Origin of the sequence: Streptococcus sp. HMSC34B10, assembly GCF_001839505.1 — a bacterium.
GTDB classification, from domain to species: Bacteria; Bacillota; Bacilli; order Lactobacillales; family Streptococcaceae; genus Streptococcus; species Streptococcus peroris.
The window spans coordinates 78,631-99,344 of sequence record NZ_KV841551.1; the positions used below are offsets into that span (position 1 = coordinate 78,631).

23 protein-coding genes are annotated in these 20,714 nt (G+C 37.6%); 7 read left to right on the plus strand and 16 right to left on the minus strand.

Going from position 1 to position 20,714, the window contains the following annotated elements; all coding sequences use genetic code 11:
* The first annotated feature begins 24 nt into the window (after positions 1-24).
* The 4 genes from murF to rpsI all read left to right on the plus strand — a co-directional run bounded on the left by murF (position 25) and on the right by rpsI (position 3,261).
* Positions 25-1,392, plus strand: a complete 1,368-nt coding sequence (gene murF, locus HMPREF3237_RS03665; RefSeq protein WP_070888872.1) for a UDP-N-acetylmuramoyl-tripeptide--D-alanyl-D-alanine ligase — start codon at positions 25-27, stop codon at positions 1,390-1,392.
* 144 nt (positions 1,393-1,536) lie between these two features.
* Positions 1,537-2,244, plus strand: coding sequence for a YwaF family protein (locus HMPREF3237_RS03670; RefSeq protein ID WP_070888873.1), 708 nt, complete (start codon positions 1,537-1,539; stop codon positions 2,242-2,244).
* 159 nt (positions 2,245-2,403) lie between these two features.
* Positions 2,404-2,850: a 50S ribosomal protein L13 gene (gene rplM / locus HMPREF3237_RS03675; RefSeq protein ID WP_070888874.1), complete on the plus strand. Its 447-nt coding sequence runs from the start codon at positions 2,404-2,406 to the stop codon at positions 2,848-2,850.
* An 18-nt stretch (positions 2,851-2,868) separates the two neighbouring features.
* The gene (rpsI, locus tag HMPREF3237_RS03680) at positions 2,869-3,261 is read left to right on the plus strand and encodes a 30S ribosomal protein S9 (RefSeq protein ID WP_000075969.1); all 393 of its coding nucleotides are present in this window, start codon (positions 2,869-2,871) and stop codon (positions 3,259-3,261) included.
* A 110-nt stretch (positions 3,262-3,371) separates the two neighbouring features.
* Here the strand turns inward: rpsI and HMPREF3237_RS08920 are convergent, their stop codons facing one another.
* The 16 genes from HMPREF3237_RS08920 to HMPREF3237_RS03760 form a co-directional block, all read right to left on the minus strand.
* The gene (locus tag HMPREF3237_RS08920) at positions 3,372-4,589 is read right to left on the minus strand and encodes a tyrosine-type recombinase/integrase (protein ID WP_070888875.1); all 1,218 of its coding nucleotides are present in this window, start codon (positions 4,587-4,589) and stop codon (positions 3,372-3,374) included.
* A 13-nt stretch (positions 4,590-4,602) separates the two neighbouring features.
* Complete coding sequence (locus tag HMPREF3237_RS03690; RefSeq protein ID WP_070888876.1) at positions 4,603-4,875, minus strand: helix-turn-helix domain-containing protein; 273 nt, start codon at positions 4,873-4,875, stop codon at positions 4,603-4,605.
* Between the two features lie 12 nt (positions 4,876-4,887).
* Complete coding sequence (locus HMPREF3237_RS03695; RefSeq protein WP_070888877.1) at positions 4,888-6,000, minus strand: CHAP domain-containing protein; 1,113 nt, start codon at positions 5,998-6,000, stop codon at positions 4,888-4,890.
* Between the two features lie 16 nt (positions 6,001-6,016).
* Complete coding sequence (locus tag HMPREF3237_RS03700; RefSeq protein WP_070888878.1) at positions 6,017-6,241, minus strand: hypothetical protein; 225 nt, start codon at positions 6,239-6,241, stop codon at positions 6,017-6,019.
* Position 6,242: 1 nt separating this feature from the next.
* Positions 6,243-8,108, minus strand: a complete 1,866-nt coding sequence (locus HMPREF3237_RS03705) for a phage tail family protein (protein WP_070888879.1) — start codon at positions 8,106-8,108, stop codon at positions 6,243-6,245.
* Positions 8,109-8,119: 11 nt separating this feature from the next.
* Positions 8,120-10,624 (minus strand): ATP-binding protein, encoded by a 2,505-nt coding sequence (locus HMPREF3237_RS03710; protein ID WP_070888880.1) that lies wholly within the window; start codon positions 10,622-10,624, stop codon positions 8,120-8,122.
* 13 nt (positions 10,625-10,637) lie between these two features.
* Complete coding sequence (locus tag HMPREF3237_RS03715; RefSeq protein WP_070888881.1) at positions 10,638-11,048, minus strand: conjugal transfer protein; 411 nt, start codon at positions 11,046-11,048, stop codon at positions 10,638-10,640.
* Positions 11,049-11,050: 2 nt separating this feature from the next.
* A complete protein-coding gene (locus HMPREF3237_RS03720) occupies positions 11,051-11,275 on the minus strand; it encodes a TcpD family membrane protein (RefSeq protein WP_001095596.1) in 225 nt (74 codons plus the stop codon).
* Positions 11,276-11,284: 9 nt separating this feature from the next.
* Positions 11,285-12,280, minus strand: a complete 996-nt coding sequence (locus HMPREF3237_RS03725; RefSeq protein ID WP_070888882.1) for a conjugal transfer protein — start codon at positions 12,278-12,280, stop codon at positions 11,285-11,287.
* A gap of 10 nt (positions 12,281-12,290) precedes the next feature.
* Entirely contained in the window at positions 12,291-12,848 is a 558-nt protein-coding gene (locus tag HMPREF3237_RS03730; RefSeq protein ID WP_070888883.1) for a conjugal transfer protein, read from the minus strand.
* A 1-nt stretch (position 12,849) separates the two neighbouring features.
* Entirely contained in the window at positions 12,850-13,083 is a 234-nt protein-coding gene (locus HMPREF3237_RS03735) for a hypothetical protein (RefSeq protein WP_000456042.1), read from the minus strand.
* A gap of 14 nt (positions 13,084-13,097) precedes the next feature.
* Positions 13,098-14,330: a replication initiation factor domain-containing protein gene (locus HMPREF3237_RS03740; RefSeq protein ID WP_070888884.1), complete on the minus strand. Its 1,233-nt coding sequence runs from the start codon at positions 14,328-14,330 to the stop codon at positions 13,098-13,100.
* Positions 14,331-14,537: 207 nt separating this feature from the next.
* Positions 14,538-16,226 (minus strand): FtsK/SpoIIIE domain-containing protein, encoded by a 1,689-nt coding sequence (locus tag HMPREF3237_RS03745; protein ID WP_070888885.1) that lies wholly within the window; start codon positions 16,224-16,226, stop codon positions 14,538-14,540.
* A gap of 13 nt (positions 16,227-16,239) precedes the next feature.
* Positions 16,240-16,701: a conjugal transfer protein gene (locus HMPREF3237_RS03750; protein ID WP_070888886.1), complete on the minus strand. Its 462-nt coding sequence runs from the start codon at positions 16,699-16,701 to the stop codon at positions 16,240-16,242.
* A gap of 22 nt (positions 16,702-16,723) precedes the next feature.
* Positions 16,724-17,020 (minus strand): cytoplasmic protein, encoded by a 297-nt coding sequence (locus tag HMPREF3237_RS03755; protein WP_070888887.1) that lies wholly within the window; start codon positions 17,018-17,020, stop codon positions 16,724-16,726.
* 34 nt (positions 17,021-17,054) lie between these two features.
* Entirely contained in the window at positions 17,055-17,237 is a 183-nt protein-coding gene (locus HMPREF3237_RS03760; protein WP_070888888.1) for a hypothetical protein, read from the minus strand.
* A 651-nt stretch (positions 17,238-17,888) separates the two neighbouring features.
* Between HMPREF3237_RS03760 and HMPREF3237_RS03765 the strand changes: the two genes are divergently transcribed.
* From HMPREF3237_RS03765 to HMPREF3237_RS03775, 3 genes are read left to right on the plus strand one after another with little or no spacing between them, the layout of a single operon-like run.
* Positions 17,889-18,224 (plus strand): helix-turn-helix domain-containing protein, encoded by a 336-nt coding sequence (locus HMPREF3237_RS03765; RefSeq protein ID WP_070888889.1) that lies wholly within the window; start codon positions 17,889-17,891, stop codon positions 18,222-18,224.
* Positions 18,225-18,232: 8 nt separating this feature from the next.
* Positions 18,233-19,756 carry an AAA family ATPase gene (locus HMPREF3237_RS03770; RefSeq protein WP_257365005.1) on the plus strand — a complete coding sequence of 508 codons (1,524 nt, stop codon included), beginning with the start codon at positions 18,233-18,235 and terminating at the stop codon, positions 19,754-19,756.
* Entirely contained in the window at positions 19,743-20,696 is a 954-nt protein-coding gene (locus HMPREF3237_RS03775) for an HNH endonuclease (protein WP_070888891.1), read from the plus strand. The genes HMPREF3237_RS03770 and HMPREF3237_RS03775 overlap by 14 nt, the downstream gene beginning before the upstream one ends.
* Positions 20,697-20,714 lie beyond the last annotated feature (18 nt).

The window sequence follows — 20,714 nt, forward strand, 5'->3', positions numbered from 1 at the left end:
TTGCCCCTTTTTAAAGGAGTAAACATGAAACTTACCATTCATGAAGTAGCACGTGTAGTTGGTGCTAAAAATGATGTCACGGTCTTTTCAGATGATTCCCTAAACAAGGCGGAATTTGACAGCCGTTTGATCGCGGAAGGAGACCTATTCGTTCCGCTAAAAGGAGCGCGTGATGGTCACGGCTTTATCGAGACAGCTTTTGAAAATGGCGCTGCTCTAACCTTATCAGAGAAGGAAGTAGAAGGTCATCCCTATATTTTAGTAGAGGATGTCTTGACAGCTTTTCAAACTCTTGCAGCCTATTACCTTCAAAAGACAAGAGTAGATGTCTTTGCAGTTACAGGTTCAAATGGGAAGACTACGACCAAGGATATGTTAGCCCATTTGCTTTCTACAAGATACAAAACTTACAAAACACAAGGGAACTACAATAATGAAATTGGACTCCCTTACACCGTTCTTCATATGCCAGATGATACGGAAAAGCTAGTTTTGGAAATGGGACAGGATCATCTTGGAGATATTCACCTCTTGTCTGAATTAGCTCATCCAAAAACAGCCATTGTAACCCTGATTGGAGAAGCTCACCTTGCCTTTTTCAAGGATCGTTCAGAAATCGCGAAAGGGAAATTACAAATTGTCGATGGTATGCCTGAGGGTGGTTTACTCTTGGCACCTAGCGATTCCATTGTTGATCCGTATCTCCCAACTAAGCAACAAGTTGTGCGCTTTGGACAAGGAGCGGAATTAGAAGTTACAGACTTGGTTGAGCGCAAAGATAGTTTGACCTTCAAGACCAATTTCTTGGAGCAGGCTCTTGATTTGCCAGTAACCGGTAAGTACAATGCGACCAATGCCATGATTGCTTCTTATGTTGCTCTTCAAGAAGGAGTGCCTGAGGAGCAAATCCATCAAGCCTTCCAAAATCTAGAATTGACCCGCAATCGTACGGAGTGGAAAAAAGCTACTAATGGAGCAGATATCTTATCAGATGTCTACAATGCCAATCCAACTGCTATGAAGCTGATTTTAGAAACTTTCTCTGCCATTCCGGCCAATGAAGGTGGGAAGAAACTCGCAGTTCTGGCTGATATGAAGGAGTTGGGAGACCAGTCTGTTCAACTTCATAATCAGATGATTTTGAGTATTTCTCCGGATGTGCTTGATACCGTTATTTTCTATGGTGAAGACATTGCTGAATTGGCTCAGTTAGCTAGTCAAATGTTCCCAATCGGTCATGTTTACTACTTCAAGAAAACTGCTGATGAGGATCAGTTTGAAGCAATGACCAAGCAGGTCAAGGAAAGTCTTGGTGCACATGACCAGATTTTACTCAAAGGATCTAACTCTATGAATCTAGCCAAGCTAGTAGAAAGTTTGCAAGAAGACTAAAAGTCTTCAATAAGAAAAAATGCTTCAAGAGTCGATTTTTCTTGAAGGATAGCTTCTTTTACACAAAATTATAAGAAATAAATGTAAGCTAGGTTCTATAGAGATGAGTAAGAGGTCTGCTTATATAAAAACGAGGAAATGCACATGAATTTGTGGGATGTTTTATTTACAACCCAGCCGACGGAACCACCCCAATTTGATCTTCTTTGGTACGGAAGTCTATTTACATTATTGGCAGTGACTGTTTTTCTAGCTTATCGCTATAGAAACAATACAATCTGCCAGCGATTTTTCCAGATTTTACAGGCCACTCAATTAATTCTTCTTTACGGTTGGTATTTAGTAAATCAGATGCCTCTAACTGAAAGTCTACCCTTTTATCATTGCCGTTTGGCTATGTTTGTAGTGCTTTTGACACCAGGAGTGTCTAGAGTCAAACAGTATTTTGCTGTGCTGGGAACCTTTGGGACTTTGGCAGCCTTTGTGTATCCAGTGCCTGATCCCTATCCCTTCCCCCATATCGCTATCCTGTCCTTTATTTTCGGGCATTTAGCACTATTTGGAAATTCCTTGATTTATCTCTTGAAGGACTACGATTCCAGTTTATTGGATTTCAAACGAATTCTAATCATCACGTCTTCACTGAATGCGGTGATCTTTGTGGTTAATCTAATGACGGGTGGAGATTATGGCTTTTTGACAAAACCACCATTGGTTGGAGACCATGGCCGTTTGATCAATTATCTAGTCGTTACCCTATTCTTGACTTGCGCCATTTACTTGGTTTCTAAAGCATTTCATACAATGCTTGAGGAGAAGGGTGAAAGAAGACTGCGAATGGAACGAAAATAAAAAAATATTTTCCCAACCGCTTGACTTTTATCTGAGAATTTTGATACAATAGTAGGCGGTATTGTTTACCCCATTTGTAAGGCCCCGGAACCTTTCAAATACCCTGCGGACCGGAACATCCGCCCTGTAAACAAAAACGACATTCATATAGGAGAAATCATGAACAAAACTACATTCATGGCTAAACCAGGCCAAGTAGAACGCAAATGGTACCTTGTTGACGCAACTGATGTACCTCTTGGACGCCTTTCAGCAGTTGTTGCTAGCGTGCTTCGCGGAAAAAACAAACCAACATTCACACCACACACTGATACAGGTGACTTCGTAATCGTTATCAATGCTGAAAAAGTTAAATTGACTGGTAAAAAAGCATCTGATAAGATCTACTACACTCACTCAAACCACCCAGGTGGATTGAAATCAATATCTGCTGGTGAACTTCGTTCTAAAAATGCAGTACGTTTGATCGAGAAGTCAGTTAAAGGTATGCTTCCACACAATACTCTTGGCCGCGCTCAAGGTATGAAATTGAAAGTATTCGTTGGAGCTGAACACACTCACGCTGCACAACAACCAGAAGTTCTTGATATTTCAGGACTTATCTAAGGAAAGGAACAATAAAGTATGTCACAAGCACAATATGCAGGTACTGGACGTCGTAAAAACGCTGTTGCACGCGTTCGCCTTGTTCCAGGAACTGGTAAAATCACTGTTAACAAAAAAGATGTTGAAGAGTACATCCCACACGCTGACCTTCGTCTTGTCATCAACCAACCATTCGCAGTTACTTCAACTGTAGGTTCATACGACGTTTTCGTTAACGTTGTAGGTGGTGGTTACGCTGGTCAAGCAGGAGCTATCCGTCACGGTATCGCTCGTGCCCTTCTTCAAGTAGACCCAGACTTCCGCGATTCATTGAAACGCGCAGGACTTCTTACACGTGACTCACGTAAAGTTGAGCGTAAGAAACCAGGTCTTAAGAAAGCTCGTAAAGCATCACAATTCTCAAAACGTTAATCAACACGATTATATCAACGTTTACAGACATTCAAGAATTATCTCTTGGATGTCTTTTTTTGTTTAAAAATCAAGAATTTCCCTGAAAATTTCCCTGAGATTTCCCTGAATCATTTTTCGAGATTCCTAAAAGCAATTTCACCGACTGTCTGATCAACGGTATCAGCTGTATTTACATACATTTTTGTTATCTGTTTATCGCTATGAGTTAGAGCTTCAGAAATAGTCTCTAGTGAGACACCAGCTCGTTTCGCTAAAGTAGCACCTGTATGTCTCAATTTATGTGGAGATGCTGGGGCAAGTTCAGGATGTCTTTTTCTTACAGATTTCATTCGGTAGTTGAGATAGTCTGTATGGAGAGGTAAATTTATGTTATTAGTCCGATCATTATATGTAAACACAAATTGTTTCTGTGTTTGTCGTAGTCCAAAAAGTTTGAGTTCTTCTTGTTGTCTAATTTTCCAATTTGCTAGAAGTTCCATCAATTCAGTTGGAGCTTTAAAGAGAGTTTTTTTGTTCCCTTTAGTTGATTTTACATTGCCAAAACGATCTAAAGCTTGTTCTATGAGTATTTCTCCAGTTGAAAAGTTGATGTGCTTCCATTGCAAAGCATAACTTTCTGATTTTCGATCAGATAAGAAGAATGTAGTATAAAAGAGAGTGTAGTCTTTTAGGTCAATAAGTCCTTTCTCTAAATCAGTGTCAAAAGCTTGTAACCATAATTTTAGCTCCTCTTTATCGAGAGAAAGATCTTCTTCACGTTTACTCTCTTTAAGGAGAATTTTTTTATTCGCTTTAATTCTACTAATTGTCTTTCGGAGTTTATTTGATGGAATATACTCAAGCTCCTCAGCCCAATCAAAAACAGAGTTTACATAACTCCTGACTACTTTGAAATTAGCATAACTATTTGCTTTGGGAGTAAGGAGTGACAGAACGAGTTGTTTATTATTTATTAAATGCTCTAGCGAGTATTTTCCTAATATTGGAAGAATATGTAATCTAAAAATACTCTCTGTTTGAAAAACAGTAGCTTTAGTAGGAGGTTTTATAGTAGTAGTGGTTTGACCTGCTTTGTATGGCTCTAACCAGATTTTCTCATAAAAATCTTTAAATAAGATGTTTCCATTAACTTTTGAATCTATAGGTTGTCTACCTAATCGTGCATTTTCAATATCAATGTTTAATTTGATTTCTGCTTCTTTTGCTTCTCGTTTACTTTTATATCTTTTCTCAAAATATTGTCCTAAACCGAGTTTTCCTTGAACTTCTGATGGAATATATACTTTTAGATGGTATGTTCCATTTTTTGTTTTCTTTATTGCCATTGTTTTCCCCTTTTTATGCGCTAATTTCTAATCTTGTCATCCATTGATTGATACTTTCTTTATTAAACCGAATAGACTTTCCAATTCTAATATAAGGGAGTCCCATAGCAATCCAAATATCTAAAGTATTATTTGATACACCTAGATAATTACAGGTTTGCTTTTTATTAAGGAAAGGGCTATCTGCTCCAATATCTTCCTTAAAGTGATTGATTTCATCCTTGATTAATGTTGCGATCATTTGCTGAATTTCTTGAGTTTGTTCTTCAGGTAGTTGTACTAACATATTTTCTCCTTTCTAATGTCCTATAACGTATGTAAATTGTTTGGCAGTTTCTGCATCAAAAGTACGGTAACTTATGATTCCTAATCCCTTAACGTTGCATTCTGAGACAAGAATTGAGCCGTCAGATTTAACTTGCTCGACAAACGAAACGTGTCCGTATATTGGAGCAGCTCCAGCTTGTCCAGGGCTAAATGAAACTGCGGAGTGTTCGGTTGGAGTATGAGTCGTTTGAAAACCTGTAGCATTCATCCACTGCCCACCATTTCCCATGTATTCCCCAAAGTTAACACCAACTTCTTTGCCTCGATTATAAACAAACCATGTACACTGTCCATATGGATAAGATAGCCCAGTATAAGTTGAAGGGTTCATTTCTTTGGTCAAGCTATATCCTGATGGAATTTCAGAAGATGTGACACCACCTCCGTCTCTAGTTTTTCCAGTGGTTTGTTCAGGAGCTTTTGGAGTTCCACCATGTTCGTCTATATAGGCATCGAGTTTTTTCATGGTGTCGGCACGTCTTTTTCCAGATCCTGTAGTATCTGTGAAATAGACACCACCATCAGTAGAAGGATTTAGAGTACCATTCGCAAATTTCTTAGCCTTGTCATCTTGAATTTTAAAGGTTTGGTTTTTATTCCCAATAATGGTTTGTTGGGTTAGTCCTACAACAGCAACTTCATCGTTGAAATGATTTGCATATTCTGGATTGGAGTCATAGGCTCCAAAACCAAACATATTAGCTCCAGGGTTGGTAGCAACTCCAGCAGTTCCAAGAGAGCTTTCATTTAGTGCGATCGCAACAATTCCACGGACATCAAGATTAGATTTAGCTTCCCATTCTAGAAGCTTTTTCCCATTAATTCGGTTCTTATCATAGGAGATTCCTAAAGTATCTAAAAAGCCGTCTAATTGCTCTGCTTTAATTCCATAGCGATGGACAAGTAGGTTATGAGTATAGGGGTCACCATCTGACCAATGATCCGCATAAATCATGCCATTTTGGGATTGGGGAGAGCCACCAGTACCATTTCCCCCGATGGCTCCCATAAGGATGATAATAATAAGTATAGGTAGAAAGAGAGGAATGAGACCAGCTAATAGAAACCATTTTATTTTTTTCATCGAATCTCCTTTCTAGTTAATGTCTGATATAGGCGGTAAATAGAACCGTTCCAAAACGCCATTTGGCATCTAGAACGACCGAATAGGACTTGACCTGTGTGATGATTTTATCTCTTTCTTGTTCTAATACTGGAAATAAAAGAAGGAAATCGACTGAGCGTTTTCCTTCTTGGTAGGCTTGATAAAGGGTTTCTTCAAGGATTCTTGGAAAAGAAGTTCTTGAACGTATTTTAGTATTCATGTCATTCTCCTCTTAGTTGTTTTAAGCGTTCCGTCAATCGATCTCTTCGTTCAATATTGCTCCTTAATTTATCATCTCGGGTCATAGTTTTACGATAAGCACGAGTAAAAGCATTCGATCCTTGAGCTTTGTACATGGCTTGAGGATCTTTATATTCCTCTAATTTGCGCTCAAGACTATTAATTCGGAGTTGTTTAAATGGAGAGATCCATTCTTCTTTAAGGGTTTGGAATTCATCGTCTGAACTTGGAGTTGGCTCTACTGTGATTGGAGATTCTATTGATGGAGTTGGTGCTTTCTCTTCCACTGGTTTAGACTTCTCAATGATTGGTTTTGTTGTAGAAGTACTTGGATCGAGTGTATCTGGTGCTTCAGATGGAGTCATTTCCTCAAATTGGTTCTCGGATTCCTTATTGGTAAAGAAGGAACCAACATTTTGGAAGTGACTCTTGGCATTCATGAGCATTCCAACTCCCAAACCAGCACCTGCTAAAGCAAAATTTCCAAGGTGTTGAGCAGATGAAAGACTTCGTGATGGTACTTGTGAAGCAACTTCTCGAGTTTTTGTGATCCCACTTTCAACTTTATTTCCAATATCACTTGCCACCATTCGAGCTTTGGATCCAAGAATGAATTGGAGCAATTCAGCTTTGTATTTCCATAGAAAGAAATATACGAGTCCTTTTGAGACAACTGAAATGAGTAGTTTAAAGACAAGGCCAAAGATGATCAAGGATGGGAGTGTTTTAAGAATGCCATCAAAGCCTGTAATGATAATGTTTTCGATCATTTTTTCAATATAGAAGACTAATAGAGTTAATAGACTTGTGATAGCTGGGAAAAGTAACCCACCAAACATGACTTTTAGAACTCCAAAGATCAAATCTTGCATTCTTGGTACAAAAGACATCAATAGCACAATTGGAAAGAGCAGGATCATCATCAGAACGAGTGTCTGAGCAATGACATTTAACATTTGAATCAAAATAACTGGTATCGCTAATACAAAAGCATCAAAAATTTTAAATATGACATAAAACATACGAGTAAAGATGAAATCAGGCATTGCCGAAACCCAACGGTTCTTTTCGCCATCGTCATTAGCTCCATTTCCTAGTTCATCTAGATATTTGGAGCGGTCTTTGGATTTAACTGCTGTAAAGTTTCCATTTTTATCGCTTGTTCCTAGTACCTTACTATCGTCAAAAGTTTCTTGTTTTCCGTCTTGGCTATTCTTGTATTTTCCATTTTCTTGTCCAGTATTGACAAAGACATAGGCTTTATAAGATGTTTCTGCTATATAGCTATCTGCCATAGAATCACCGATTTTGATCGTCTTATTTTTTCCATACTCTACTTTAATATGAGTGATATTTTTAGTGACCTCTTTAGAGACATTATTGATGGTATCAAGCAGATAAAGACCACCAGAGGTCCCTGCAACTGTTCCGAAGTAACCAAAGCCAAGGATGAGAACTAGAAAAACATGAAGGAGTGTTCTTGAAAAGGATCCTTTCGAAAAGAAATATTGATAAAAAAGATAGAAAGCTAAAATCAGAAGCAACATTGAAACGAGTGATTGCTTGGCAACTCCACTTCCATTTGAGCCGATAAATCCTTTCCAGATACTCATTGCTCCATTAAATACATAGTTCTTATAGCTAGAGTAGAGATCAATTTTTTCAAGAATTCGAATCAGCAAAGAAAAAAATCCCACCACTGCATTTAGAATGAAAAAGAAGAAGTTGACGAAAAGCTCATTAATCAGTACCCAAGCACCGTTAAAAGAAGCGAACCCAGTCGGCTCCATGTAGGACTTGAGAGAGAAGATATCGACTCCCCTTAATTTGTCAAAAGCTTCTTGCATGGATTCACCTCCTAACTAGCGTACTTATTTTCAAGGCTTGATGATACCGTAGCTTTCATTGGTTTTAGAAGCATATCAATATCTTCAAAGATGTTGTGTACAGAAATCATGTTGAGATTGCCATACACATCATAGTACAGGCATTGACCAGAAATCATGTTATCAATCCATTCGAGATTACTTTCAGTGACTTCTAGATTGACGTGTTTTAAGATATCTTCCCGTTCAGACTTTTCATAAAAGGCAAAGATGGTCCCAAATCCAGTTGTATCATCGTCATTTTCTGCATCATGTACAGATTGAGTAATCAGTGCTAAGGTATTATTTTTGGAGCGTCCAATCCGACGCATATTTTTGATAACGGCTTTTCCTTCTGCGGACTTCATAAGAATCCATGCTTCGTCAAAGAATTCAATGGTATCTTCATTTTCATTTCTTTCTCCAAAATGGGTGCAGAAGGCACCAAGCGCAAACATGAGGGCAATAGAGTTGCGTTCATGATCGGAAATTTTTTTGGAATCGTCCTTTGGTAGTTTGAGGTTATTGACCTCTAGAATGGTCACTCGTGAGTCATAGTTAAGTCCTTGAGTGGTCCCGTCTGAGAAGGCTAGTTCCAAGATAGAATTTGTGACGATTGAAGTCAGATATCGACCAACCGAAGCAATTTCAGAGGAAGTGGAGTCTCTAAGCACTTTTAGGACGTGTTTAAATCCGACTTTCTCACCAGTGACTCGTTTCTCTACAATCGCATTAATAGCTTCTGTGATCGCTGTTTTTTGATCCATTGTGACATCATCTACGGCTTGTAGTAGAAACTCAAGCATGTTTTTTGCGACCTCTACAGCCTGTTCTTTATCTAGAACGACAATAGGATCTAAGACTCCGTGGTTTGATGGCAGTGAGCTATCTAATGTCACAAAGTTAAAGTTCTCGATCTGTCTCTTTCGTTCAGGATAGAGAAGTGCAAATTCAGGTGAGTTGATCACTTCTTGATAGTGATTTCTAAGTTCACGTTTAGGGTCAATATAAAGGGTTTTAACATTTTGTAAAGCCACACTTAAAAAGATGATTTGAGCGAGGAAAGACTTTCCTTGCCCTGTTGCGCCCGTGATAATGATATGCGGGTTCTTAGTAATCTTTCCAGCGATATCTTCTTTATTTCCCACTGTCGCATTATAGAGGACAATGTTCTTTGAAGAATCAATAGCTTTATCGATGTCGTCCCAACGGCCTGTCCAGTTATCTACTCGGCCAATATACCAACCGATACGGTTTCCAGAAGAGGTATTGGTGAAGGGCATGAGTTCTGAAAATCCACGAGCAGTGACCATATGTGTCCAGGTGCGAGTTTTCTTTTGAAGATTTTCTCCATAGAGCAGCGCTTGAAAGAGATAAGGTCCGTCTTGAGAAGCTTCACTAATTTCGACTCCCATATCATCAAAATAGTTCAAAACCACTTGCCGTCTTTGTCGTAGTTGGTTCACGCTAGAAGCAGAGACTATAAGATAGGCTCCATATTCGATGATATCTTCCTTGTTTCCGACTTTCTTCATTAAGTCTTTTAGGGAGATGGACCCCATGATGATCTCGTCTTGTTGGACAGTATCTGTATTTTCTGCCTCTTCCATGATATTCCGATAACGTGTATTCGAACGTCCCATTCGTCCCTTGATCTTGTTGGTATCAATGAACTCTGCCTTGATTTTTAGTTCTACAGGAAAATTAAATCGTTGGATAAATTCGCCAAGATGAAAACCATTGAATTGAACAGGAAATTTACCAACTGGAAGAATAGTTACAAAGGAAGATCCATAAGGGCTTTCTAGCTTGAGAAAGCCACCTTTTAAGACTTTGATCAAGGTATCCGTGATATTGAATTGAGCACGATTAGCGAGCACCTCTTTCTTGTAGTGAGGGATATAGCGGAGGTATTGCATCCGCTGGTAATAAAAGAGTTCTTCATTGGATAAACGCTTTGCCCGAAGAACGGAGAAAGCTTGGAAAATGGTGAATTCATCACTTTTATAGTCTTCATACCAGGTGGGACTTAATTCATATTCATAGCCCAGACCCTTGGCTATTTTTTCAGTGAACTCATTAAAGCTCTCATAGGCCAAGTCTTTTACTGTAGCTCCATGATTTTGTTTGCGTAAAGTCACTCCTACGACCCAGTCAAACTGATAAGGGATTTCCATTTCATCTGTTAGGCGATCCACTGTGTAGAGAAGAAGTTCTTCTCCTAGTTCACGACTGTCATCTGCTAGAGCATCTGAAAAGTCTCTCATTTTCTCTTCTAAGAGATAGTCTTTAGGGATCAGAGATATTTCAAAGAACTTGTTTTTCTGGAGCTTCTTCATCATTTGAGCAACCGTAATTTTATGTTTGCCCTTTTTTTCATCATCTGTAATTGTGATGGGAGTGTTTGGAATACGATAATAAGCAACGACTGTTTGATCTTTTTTGAGAGCTAGATTTTCATGTGTTTCCCTAATAGGATAAGTTAAAGTAATACTCATAGGTCCTCCTTTTCTATAGATTTGTTTTTTCAAAGACAATTTCTTCTACAGGCTCTATTCGATCTTCGTGGTAGATAGCTTTTTTGTTTAGCTTAAAATCCCAAAAGTAAATCAGGTAATCTCCAATAAAGACGTGCATCTTTTTACCGTGAGGCTCGTATTCAGTATAGAACTTGGCCAATTTGTAAGGGAGATACCAATAGAGCAAGAGAGAAATTGAGTGAGTGATTTTTGCGAATGGCACAAAGATAAAACCTCCAAAGAGTAACATGGCCACAAAGACGATGATAAAAACAATGAAAAAGGACAACTGCATGGGTGTCGCAAAGTACCATAGTCGAGTGCCCTTTTTTGTCTTGATTTCTTGGATCCAATAAGGAGCATTTAGGCCCTTACTGTAATCATAAAGTCTTTCTTCATTCATACTTAGAGTCCTGATTCAATACCGAAGAGTCGCAGGAACCAGCCGACTGCTTTTAGGATATCTTGTCCTTTCGCAATTGAAACAATAACGGCATAGAAACCAACGACAGAGAAGAGTTGAAGCCAAGAACTGTTCCGCCAAGCCTTGATCGCTAAGAGCACGGCAATGGCTGTCAGGATCCAAATTCCATCACCCTGAAGGAAGGTTCGTAGATTGTTTGTATTCATAGAGTTCTCCTATTCTTTATCATTTGCATAATTCAGTGGAATGGTGTGTTCTAGTTTTGAGACATAGTAGGTCTTTTCTTTTTCTGAGAGGATAAAAGTGAAGTTTTCCGAGTGAGTGGTCCCTCCAACTTCAAAGGTAGCTTGGACATAAGCGATTAAATCATCACCGTCCTGTTTGAGATAAGTGTAGTCGATCGTTTTGAAAGTGCTATTTGCGATGATATCCACATCCTTAGCAATCAGATTAAGATTATCTTGGCTTGTGGTGTAGTTGGTAAAGAAGACCTTGAGGAATTTCTCTACTTTCTTTCGCTCGCTGTCTGAAAAATGATCATTGGCAGTGAGTTGGAGCTTATCATCTTCGCTAAAGTGTCCAGCTTGTGAGGATTCAATGGCAGAAAACCAAGGAAGGCCAGAAACGTAATATTTTCCATCTTTTTCATCAAAAGGAATATTGAAACCTGTCACAATTTCTTTTTCTTCTGTGTTGTTATCCCGATGGATGCTTTCCTTGTATTTAACCTTATAGGTCGCAACTTCCCCTTCTACAGTCATTAACTGAGAATAGACAAGTGAGCTGGGATTTCGAACTTGCCCTTGAGATTTTACATCAGGGATGAAATTGTAAAATTTATTTAAGTAGTCAACTTGAGCTTTTTGTTTATCGCTTTCTTGTGGAAGAGTGAAATAGGCATAGACGTAGTCATTCAAGTAATACTGGAGTTTATAGTCATATTTTCTACTCGACTCCATAGGCTGTGTCTGTTGCTTTTGGGTGGATTCTACTTGGGCTTGTAGTGTACTTACCTTATTTGAGAGTGTGATAGCACGGATAGATCCCAAGAAACCAACAAAAAGGAGGAAAGAAATTCCTCCTATGACTGCGATATTGACGGTCTTTTTATTGGTGACTTTTAGCTTTGGTGGGCCTCCTTTTTTCTCCACCTTTTTAAAGTGTGAAAGATATTCTTTCGCTTGAAGCAAGTAGCGTTTAGCTTTATCCATAGATCCTCCTTTAGAGACCAGCAAGCTCAATGAGCTTTGATCCTTTTGCATAAAGGCGCTTATTGGCTTTTTCGATCTCGCCATTAATGTAATAGTAGCCTCGTAGCTCAGTTTGGAGTTTTTCGATCAGGTCAGGCTTTAGGTCTTTGGCTTCTTCTTTTTTTAGGAGACTATTTAATTCTCCAGCCTTGGTCCAAGCCTCTCTGTGATCTTTCTTTTTAAGTAATTCTCCCAGTTCATTCGTGACTTGAGAGACTTTCTTTTCAAAAATAGTTTTAGTGGCCATTTCAATTTCCTTTCTAAATTTTTCTTGATTGTCTTTGATGGTCTTTTGGATATAAGTAATGAGTGAGGGGCGCATTTTTTTATTTACACTCAACACTTGACCATCTAGCGTGAAACAGGCATGTTCATAGTCATAGAAACCTTTCGCATCTGGTGGTTTTTCTGTAGATCTTCCAGCGCATTCATAGTAGAAGTCTTTGCCTTTTCGTAAGAGAATGTACATATGCCAGAATTCTTGTTCTGGAAGAAGCAGAAAGTCTGCTTGATAAATCTTCTTTAACATCTCAAGAAGCCTCAAGCAGATCATCGTAGCCTAGAGCTTGGTAGATAAAATCTGAATCAAACCAGAGCCAGTCATTGATTTGTCCTTCTGTTGGAGTATCGCCAGAGAAGATATCTTCACAAATGACGGTTAGAGTATCTACTCCACCACGTTCACGGACAGTGTTCAAGGTGGTTAGTCCACCAGACCAAGCTTTAAAGTTTTCTAGTGAATTGATTTGAACTTTGTATTCCATATAGTTTTTCCTTTCTAGTGTTCATAGTGTTTATTGGCTTTGAGAAGTCGTAACATGGCTTTTCCTCGATCAGTGATCTCTCCGCTATTCTGAATCATTTTCATGTATTCTGTTTGGAGGATCTTGTCCGCTTCAGTGACTAGTGCAAGGGAGTTAGCAACTTGATAGGTCAGCCAGCGAATCGTTCGCTCAATACTGTAAGGCTGTGGGTTAGTTGAGAGCTTTAAGGGTTCGACACCCCCAAAGAGCCGTTGCCATTTTTCGTCGGGTTTATAGGCTCCAAAACGAGTAACTCCATCATAGACTTGGATTTCTTTGTTTATGATACCTCGTGCGATTTCTCCGAGGTCTACACCGTTAATGTATTCCTCCACAATGCCTTGAGCTTTCTGATCTGAAAACCGCAATTCATAGCGATTCCAAATACCAAAAATCTCCAAGGATTCGTCCAAGGAGATGTTTTCCATTCGAGCAATTTCATAGCGCTTTTCATAAAAGTTGAAATAGAGTTGACTTTGACGGCTTCCAAAGTAAATGGACAAGCCGTGATTCGCTTCCATGTCTTCATTATCTGTGAAAGATCCACCACCCGTGATATTCCATTTCTTGATCGTGTCTAGGACAATCTCTTTGGAATAGAGTTTATCAATCAGTTTGGGAATTTGAATTTGTTCGTCCTCGTGACCGTAACCCTTATAGAGTTCATCTAGAGCAATATCGAGACGTTTCACCCGAACATCTTCATAGGAATAAAGAATGTTTTGAAGAAAGATCTGCCAAGTGATCCCCTTGTCTTCTAAAAGCAACTCCAACTCACGGCATCCTTGACCAGATAGTTGAAGGCAAGTTTGGTAGTCATTTGTCACAGACTTATCAAAAAAATCAAAAATCCAGATGTTCCCTCGTTGCCATAAGTGGGTATAGTTCATAAGACGAGTTTCTTGGTCTGTAAATTCACTGAGGTGGCAGTGAAGAAAGTTTTCACAGAAAGCATCTAAATCCTTTAATCGAGGAAAGGTCAATCGTAGATAGTCGATCTGAGCCCGAAGACTGGTTTTATCGCAATCTTGATAGTAACCGAGTTTTTCTTTTAGTTCTCTGAACTTATCAATCGTCAGTCCTCTTTCGCCTGTTTCATAGGAGCGATAGGTTCTTGTAGGGAGATCAACAACTTGTGCAAATGATTTTTGACTAAGTCCTGTTTGTTTTCTGAAATTCTTAATATGAAAAGGACTAATTTTGTCCATTCATCGCAACACCTCTTTCTAACGAAGTGACACACTTTTTTTACGAAAGTGACACACTTCATAAAAATTGAAAACCCAACTCCCATAAGGAATGAGGAGGGGTGGACTTGGCGTTTTTGCCAAATGTAACCCCCCTATTAGAAAACGGGGGTTGAAGTTTCATCATGGCCTAGAAACTTCGGGCTACGGTCTGCGCCTGACCTGCGGTCAGGCTTGCCCTTGCCCTTGTCCTAGCCCATGATGAACAATCGTCGCTTCAACTGCTTTTGGATAAGACCTGCGTCCTCCCTCTTCAAATTGAGCGAGGATTTCAAGAAGAAGTTTTTCTTGAAAAGGATCCACTAGAATAGCGGATACAGTCCGTTCAAAGATGATCCCTTGTTCTGTTAAGAGATAGATAATCTTGCGTAAGGTTGGCATTTTAAGATTTTGTTCGTCCGCAAATTCCTTGAGTGGTCGTTTGTTTGGTTCGTTTTCTATAGACTCTTCTTCCTCTATAGGATCAATTGTTTCAACCGGTGGTTTATATTCTTCAAATACTGAGAATTCTTCTCCTTCAAACTCCATGATCGGAATGTTAGAGTAGGCATCATAGAAGGAAAAACCTTGATCAAGCGGTACATAAGGAGAGAAAAATTCTCCAGCCAGCTCACCGTTGTTTGCGATATAGCCCCGTCCTTTGACCTTGACTCCATTAATTTCATCCAGCTTTTTGAACTCTTTGGTTTTATTAGCATCTCCAAACATCATGTCATATCCTGTTGATTCTAAATGACCGACGGAGAGACGCTTCATAAAATTATCCCGAAGAGCAGTTTTAATAAATTCCCCATCGGGCCGTTGCATAGCAAAGATGATAAAGACTCCAGCTTGACGGCCTTCAAGAACTAACTGGGAGAGGTATTCCATGAGTTCGGACTGTTGGCTATAGTCACGGTCAATCTTTGCCATAAGAGCTGCCCACTCGTCCACTAGAATGAATTTTGGTTTCATATCATAGTGAGTAAAGTTCTTCCCAGCTTGGAATTTTGGCGAAGTAGACATCATTTCATAGCGTTTTTCCATGAACTCTACATTCTCTTTAAAACAGTTGATGATATCTTCCTTACTTGTGTAGACTCGACTATGAAAGACTGGGATTTTCTTTAATCCAGCCAGATCTGAATTCTTTGGATCACAGATATCGACAAAACCGATTTTAGCTAGGGCGTAGATAATGGTCATGAGAACAACGGTTTTTCCTCCACCTGTTCCACCACCGATGAGAAGATGAGGTTCTTCAATATAATCCCAAGATACATCTTTCATGAGCTGAAGTTTGGATCCCTTGACTTTTACTTCATCGATGGTGATTCTGCTATCAATTCGGTTAATAGCAATTTCATATTTGATAAAACGATTATCAAAGGTTTTATTACGAAAGTCCCCGTTAAACATGACTTCAAGCGTGGCTCCAAGGTTGAGAAAGCGATCTTGAAATTTATTACCTTCTAGAATGAAACTTACTTCAATCTTGTAGCGAGATTGTTTGATATACACTTGAGGCAAGGTGACTTTTTCAATGATCTTGTTTTCACGTCTAACCTTTTTAACGAGATAGAGGTTGTTCTCTAGCAAAAAGCGTGAAAGAATTCGAAGACTATTGAGTTTTTGAAAAAAGAGCATCTTCCTGTAGAAAACCCGATTAATAAACCAAGAGAGAAGCAAAGAAAAGAGAAGCCCAGCTCCTAGAAAATATCCTTGGGGTAAAGGATGGACTTTTAATTCTTCTAGATGTATGTAGCTGTAGTAACTAATAGCCAACAAAAAAGGAAACCACCAGATAAACCATGTGATTCCCTTTAGTTTACGATGAAAAACTCGAACTCTTTTTCCACGATAGGTAAAGAGTTTCATCCTGCATCACCTCCTAGTTTTCTTTCTTATTTTCTACCGGTTTGTTTTCTTTAGACGGTGCGCCTCCAGCTTTTTTCTTGATTTTAGAAGCAAAGAGCTTATAGATATCATTACGATTGACGTGGGTATGCGTGATAACAATATCTTCTAGTTCAACCTCTTCACGGTATTTAATTCCTAAGTCTTCAATTTCAGACTCAGACATATCTGCGATAGTGAAAAAGAGGGTTTCATGCTGGACAGAAGAGTGAATCCCTACGACAATCCCACGGATCTCACCCGTATTGACTTGTACAAATGATCCATCAGGATTCCGTTGTGAGCGATCCACTTCAAAGATGATATCAGGGCCCTCAATGCCTCGGAAAGTCAGTTTTCCAAGAACTGCTGGTACATCCAGCCCATCTGTAATGACACGATAAGTTTTGTCAGCAATTTGTAGTTTTTCTCCGTAGTTTAATCCAATTTTAGCCATGTGATTTTCTCCTTTTTATTTCTTATTTTTTAAGTACCAATTTTTCCGCAAAGACATTGAGATAAGGTGCAACAGTGATGCCATTTAAAGCAGTATCTGGGAAAAAGATTGGGTTAACCGCTTCTACTAGAGCATCTTCTGGGAAGACAGTGGTAGAAGCAGGTGTGATAACATGGAAGGAACCATGTATTTCACTGTTTAAAATATGCCGTTGGTATTTGCCTTCTTTTCCAAAAATAAATTTAGGAGCATTTCCCAAACGTTCATAGTAAGCAGGGCCAATAAATTCTGGTTTCATTTTCAATGTTTCTGAGATCATAAGATTTTCCTTTCTGAGTGTAAAATAAAAAGAGTTAAGCTAGTTGCTTCACTCTTGAGTAATAGTGATTAAAAATTTTGCGTTTATACATGCGACTATAGAGATCAATATCCCCATAAGCAAATCCTGTTTCTTTTGCCTTAGAGACTAACTGATCGATATCTACCAGAGCTTGGCTATATAGTTTAGCTAGTAGATTTTCTGAACTATCAAACATCTCATAAGTAAAGAGATAGTTTTCGTAGAGTCGCTTACATTGTAGTGCGAAAAAAGTTTGTCATATCATTCCCCTTTATTATAATAGTAAAAAAGCTACTAAGTGAAAAAAGGAAAGAACTTAGTAGCTTGAGAGTAGGTCTATCTAATTAGATAGACAGCAGTAAAGAAAAGTTACTTGGTTGGAAAGATCCCTCTTTCCACGGTGGCAACGTTTAGCAAGGTGCTTTGCGTCAATTACCATCGCTTTCCCAGCCAATCTCTTTAGGTAGTCATCATCATACCCTTAAGATTCTCTTACGCCCTTTGGCGAAGCCAGTTCACTTTACTATTCGGAAAAGTGCGAAAGTCCGAAATGCGTGGAAGCCCACAAAAATGTTTTATATCTCCACTTCAACCATAAAACGGACTTGACTTTTCTTATCAAAACATTTACAATAAAGGTACGAAGTTTATGTGTTGTTCTGATGATCAGTCCTCTGGTTGTCAGACGCACTTTTTATTTAATTGTCAATGATCAAAACCTTCTAAAATAAGGTTATTATTTTTAGAAGGAATATACTCTCTCGAATATATTTATATTATATACTCATCTGAGTATATTGTCAAGAGGTTATTGAAAAATATTTTAAAATTTATTGAGGAATTAGCAATGGGATTTCCAGAACGATTAAAAGAACTCCGATTAAAAAAAGGATTAACACAAAAGGAAATTGCGGAAAAATTTGGGATCAAACAACCTAATTATCAGCAATGGGAAAGTGGAAAAAGAAAGCCATCGTCTAAAACTTTAGAGAAATTTGCGAATTTCTTTGGAGTTACGATGGACTACCTTGCAGGGAATGATGAGGAACTAGATAATGTTGAGTTACTTTTCCGTATGAACTCAAAAGGTTTAACTAATGAAGAAAAAGAAATATTTAAAAAAGAGTTGATTGAATTTATGGAAGAACGGAAGAAAGCCTTTAAAAAGGGTGGTTTACTTTAAGAGAACTTTTGACAGGTTGTGGGGTTGAAGATATGATAAATTTTTTTAAAAAATATCCTTTTAGACGTAAGATATGGAAGAGGAATTTTCCGCTATCTGATAAAGACTTTAGTTCTCTAGATGATGGTATTTATTATGCTTTTGATCATTGGAACGATTATGGCTATAGAACATTATATGCATTGACGGCAAAAATTGAAGGTGAAATATACGATTTTGGTAGTCTTAAATTATCATTTATTCCTTATAGGCATAATGAGGAAATTGACCTACAATCGATTCTTGATAAAGAGGAAAAATATAATCTGATTTCATTTGGAGATAAAGAGTATTACGAGTTTTTAAATAAGTTTCTAACCTCAGCTGAAAAAGATGAGTATTTCAAAAAAATGGGTGATATTGCCTACGACTTAGATAGGCTAGATGAGGCAATTGAGAATGATTCGATTTATTATCCTGTTGAAGACTATTATTTATTGAAGAATTCTTTTTTACGCAGTGTTACTTTAAGCGAAATCAGAAATCAGTTTCATAGATTAAGTATGGGTGGGAACTACGTTGATGAATATCAAATTAGTATTATTGATAAAAATGGAAACAATGTTTTAGAGTTTAGAAAGGATCCACATTCAATAGAGTATTTTCCGGATACTCTATATGCAATTGTAGGAAATAATGGAGCAGGAAAAACATATTTCATAAAAAACTTGATTGATCTTTATATTGAGAAAAATAGTGATTTATTTAAAAATAGTACTTCCAATATTAATCAATTCGAGTCAATTGTATTAATTTCATATAGTCCTTTTGATACAGGAATCATAAAAAAAGATAGAGAAAATTATAAATTTATTGGTATTGATTTCAATCAGACAACTAATTTAGAAGATTATATTACTGAAGAAATAAAAACTCTTTTTAAGGAGGCGGCGACTCCCAAAAATAAGAATAGAACTAAAAAAATTATAGACAAATTTTCATTTGATCCTTTGTTTATGCGGATTCTTCCGTTAGTCGAAGAAAGAGAATTATCGGAAGATATAATTAATGAACTAAGTTCTGGTCAAAAAATAGTTTTACTTAGTCTATTGAATTTGATTATCAAGGTCTTTGAAAAAACACTTGTAATTATTGATGAGCCTGAGTTATTCTTACATCCACCACTTTTAAAAGCATATATTAGAGGAGTAGAAGAAATTGTTGAGGAAGGAAATGGTGTTTGTTTATTAGCAACTCACTCTGCAATCGTACTTCAGGAAGTACCTAATACAAATATTAGGAAGTTAAAATATGATTTTGAAAGCCATATGGGTAGTATAGTGAAACTATCAAGTAAAACTTATGGAGAGAGTATTAGCTTCATTAATGATACTATTTTTGGTACTGACTTAAGAAATACAGGGTTCTACAAAGTATTACAAGATAAAATAGGCGAAGAACAAATTTCAGATAGTTTTGAAGCAGTTTTGGGTAGTGAAGCAAGAATTATATTACAGCTATCGAGGGAATTAAAAACAAATGAAGAAGATTGACGAACCGGATTTTAAAGTTTCTGATGTATGTGATACTGTAATCACTGATGCTCCAAATAAAGAAGATAAGCACATCAAGGATGTTTTCACACAAGTAGATCCGGCAGGGTGGAAAGCACAACTAGAGCATTATGAGATAAATTATCTTGACAATAGAAATCAATTGTATACTATGGAAGAGATGGACGATGCATATGGAATAACAATTGAGCAAATGAAGGGTATTTTCACATACTGCATGACGGGTAGTCGTACTTATAAGGATAGACTATATTCTCTGGCTCCAGATAGATGTCCTATTTGTGATAAACGGTGGGGATTTAATGATAAAAATTTAGATCATGTTCTACCAAAGTCTAAATTTCCTCAATTTGCTATAACTCCCCATAATCTTGTTACAACTTGCGATACTTGTAATAAGCGAAAACATGATGGATATGGCAAGGATGAATCGACAGGTGTTTTTAATGCGTATTTTCATGAAGTTTCTTTAGCAAAGTATATAAAATGTTATATATATGCCTCTAGGGGGGATATAGTAGTAAATGTTCATTTAATATCTTTTGATGAATCTGAAATACAAGATGAGAATCAATATCAAAGATTAAAGTATTGGTTTGAAAAATTATATGACCTAGACCAGATTTATAATATTAATGTTAGAAATAATATTTTAAAGTTAGTTGATGAATTTGCCAGGAGTGATATACCAGAAGGTTTAATTTCTGAAGAATTCCTACGTAAGGAATTTCAAACGAATTATGATGAATATAATAAATTTGATTTTTCAGATGGTTTGATATCAGATGAATTTTTGATTTTTATAATGTATGATTCTCTAGCAAATAAATCTCCAAATGAATTAATAGCCTTAATTAAGGAAAATATTCTTGCTAGAAAATCAGAGATAGCTTTGGCTAAGTGTGAGGATATATTTTAGAATTTTCAGTAGACAATC

Bases quoted from the DNA above. Each gene is read 5' to 3' on its own strand.
- HMPREF3237_RS08920 (WP_070888875.1), bottom strand. From the start codon at position 4,589: ATGGCAATAAAGAAAACAAAAAATGGAACATACCATCTAAAAGTATAT.
- HMPREF3237_RS03725 (WP_070888882.1), bottom strand. From the start codon at position 12,280: ATGGATAAAGCTAAACGCTACTTGCTTCAAGCGAAAGAATATCTTTCA.
- HMPREF3237_RS03700 (WP_070888878.1), bottom strand. From the start codon at position 6,241: ATGAATACTAAAATACGTTCAAGAACTTCTTTTCCAAGAATCCTTGAA.
- rpsI (WP_000075969.1), top strand. From the start codon at position 2,869: ATGTCACAAGCACAATATGCAGGTACTGGACGTCGTAAAAACGCTGTT.
- HMPREF3237_RS03745 (WP_070888885.1), bottom strand. From the start codon at position 16,226: ATGAAACTCTTTACCTATCGTGGAAAAAGAGTTCGAGTTTTTCATCGT.
- HMPREF3237_RS03750 (WP_070888886.1), bottom strand. From the start codon at position 16,701: ATGGCTAAAATTGGATTAAACTACGGAGAAAAACTACAAATTGCTGAC.
- HMPREF3237_RS03705 (WP_070888879.1), bottom strand. From the start codon at position 8,108: ATGCAAGAAGCTTTTGACAAATTAAGGGGAGTCGATATCTTCTCTCTC.
- HMPREF3237_RS03735 (WP_000456042.1), bottom strand. From the start codon at position 13,083: ATGGAATACAAAGTTCAAATCAATTCACTAGAAAACTTTAAAGCTTGG.
- murF (WP_070888872.1), top strand. From the start codon at position 25: ATGAAACTTACCATTCATGAAGTAGCACGTGTAGTTGGTGCTAAAAAT.
- HMPREF3237_RS03740 (WP_070888884.1), bottom strand. From the start codon at position 14,330: ATGGACAAAATTAGTCCTTTTCATATTAAGAATTTCAGAAAACAAACA.
- rplM (WP_070888874.1), top strand. From the start codon at position 2,404: ATGAACAAAACTACATTCATGGCTAAACCAGGCCAAGTAGAACGCAAA.
- HMPREF3237_RS03690 (WP_070888876.1), bottom strand. From the start codon at position 4,875: ATGTTAGTACAACTACCTGAAGAACAAACTCAAGAAATTCAGCAAATG.
- HMPREF3237_RS03710 (WP_070888880.1), bottom strand. From the start codon at position 10,624: ATGAGTATTACTTTAACTTATCCTATTAGGGAAACACATGAAAATCTA.
- HMPREF3237_RS03720 (WP_001095596.1), bottom strand. From the start codon at position 11,275: ATGAATACAAACAATCTACGAACCTTCCTTCAGGGTGATGGAATTTGG.
- HMPREF3237_RS03695 (WP_070888877.1), bottom strand. From the start codon at position 6,000: ATGAAAAAAATAAAATGGTTTCTATTAGCTGGTCTCATTCCTCTCTTT.
- HMPREF3237_RS03760 (WP_070888888.1), bottom strand. From the start codon at position 17,237: ATGTTTGATAGTTCAGAAAATCTACTAGCTAAACTATATAGCCAAGCT.
- HMPREF3237_RS03775 (WP_070888891.1), top strand. From the start codon at position 19,743: ATGAAGAAGATTGACGAACCGGATTTTAAAGTTTCTGATGTATGTGAT.
- HMPREF3237_RS03670 (WP_070888873.1), top strand. From the start codon at position 1,537: ATGAATTTGTGGGATGTTTTATTTACAACCCAGCCGACGGAACCACCC.
- HMPREF3237_RS03715 (WP_070888881.1), bottom strand. From the start codon at position 11,048: ATGAATGAAGAAAGACTTTATGATTACAGTAAGGGCCTAAATGCTCCT.
- HMPREF3237_RS03755 (WP_070888887.1), bottom strand. From the start codon at position 17,020: ATGATCTCAGAAACATTGAAAATGAAACCAGAATTTATTGGCCCTGCT.
- HMPREF3237_RS03765 (WP_070888889.1), top strand. From the start codon at position 17,889: ATGGGATTTCCAGAACGATTAAAAGAACTCCGATTAAAAAAAGGATTA.
- HMPREF3237_RS03730 (WP_070888883.1), bottom strand. From the start codon at position 12,848: ATGTTAAAGAAGATTTATCAAGCAGACTTTCTGCTTCTTCCAGAACAA.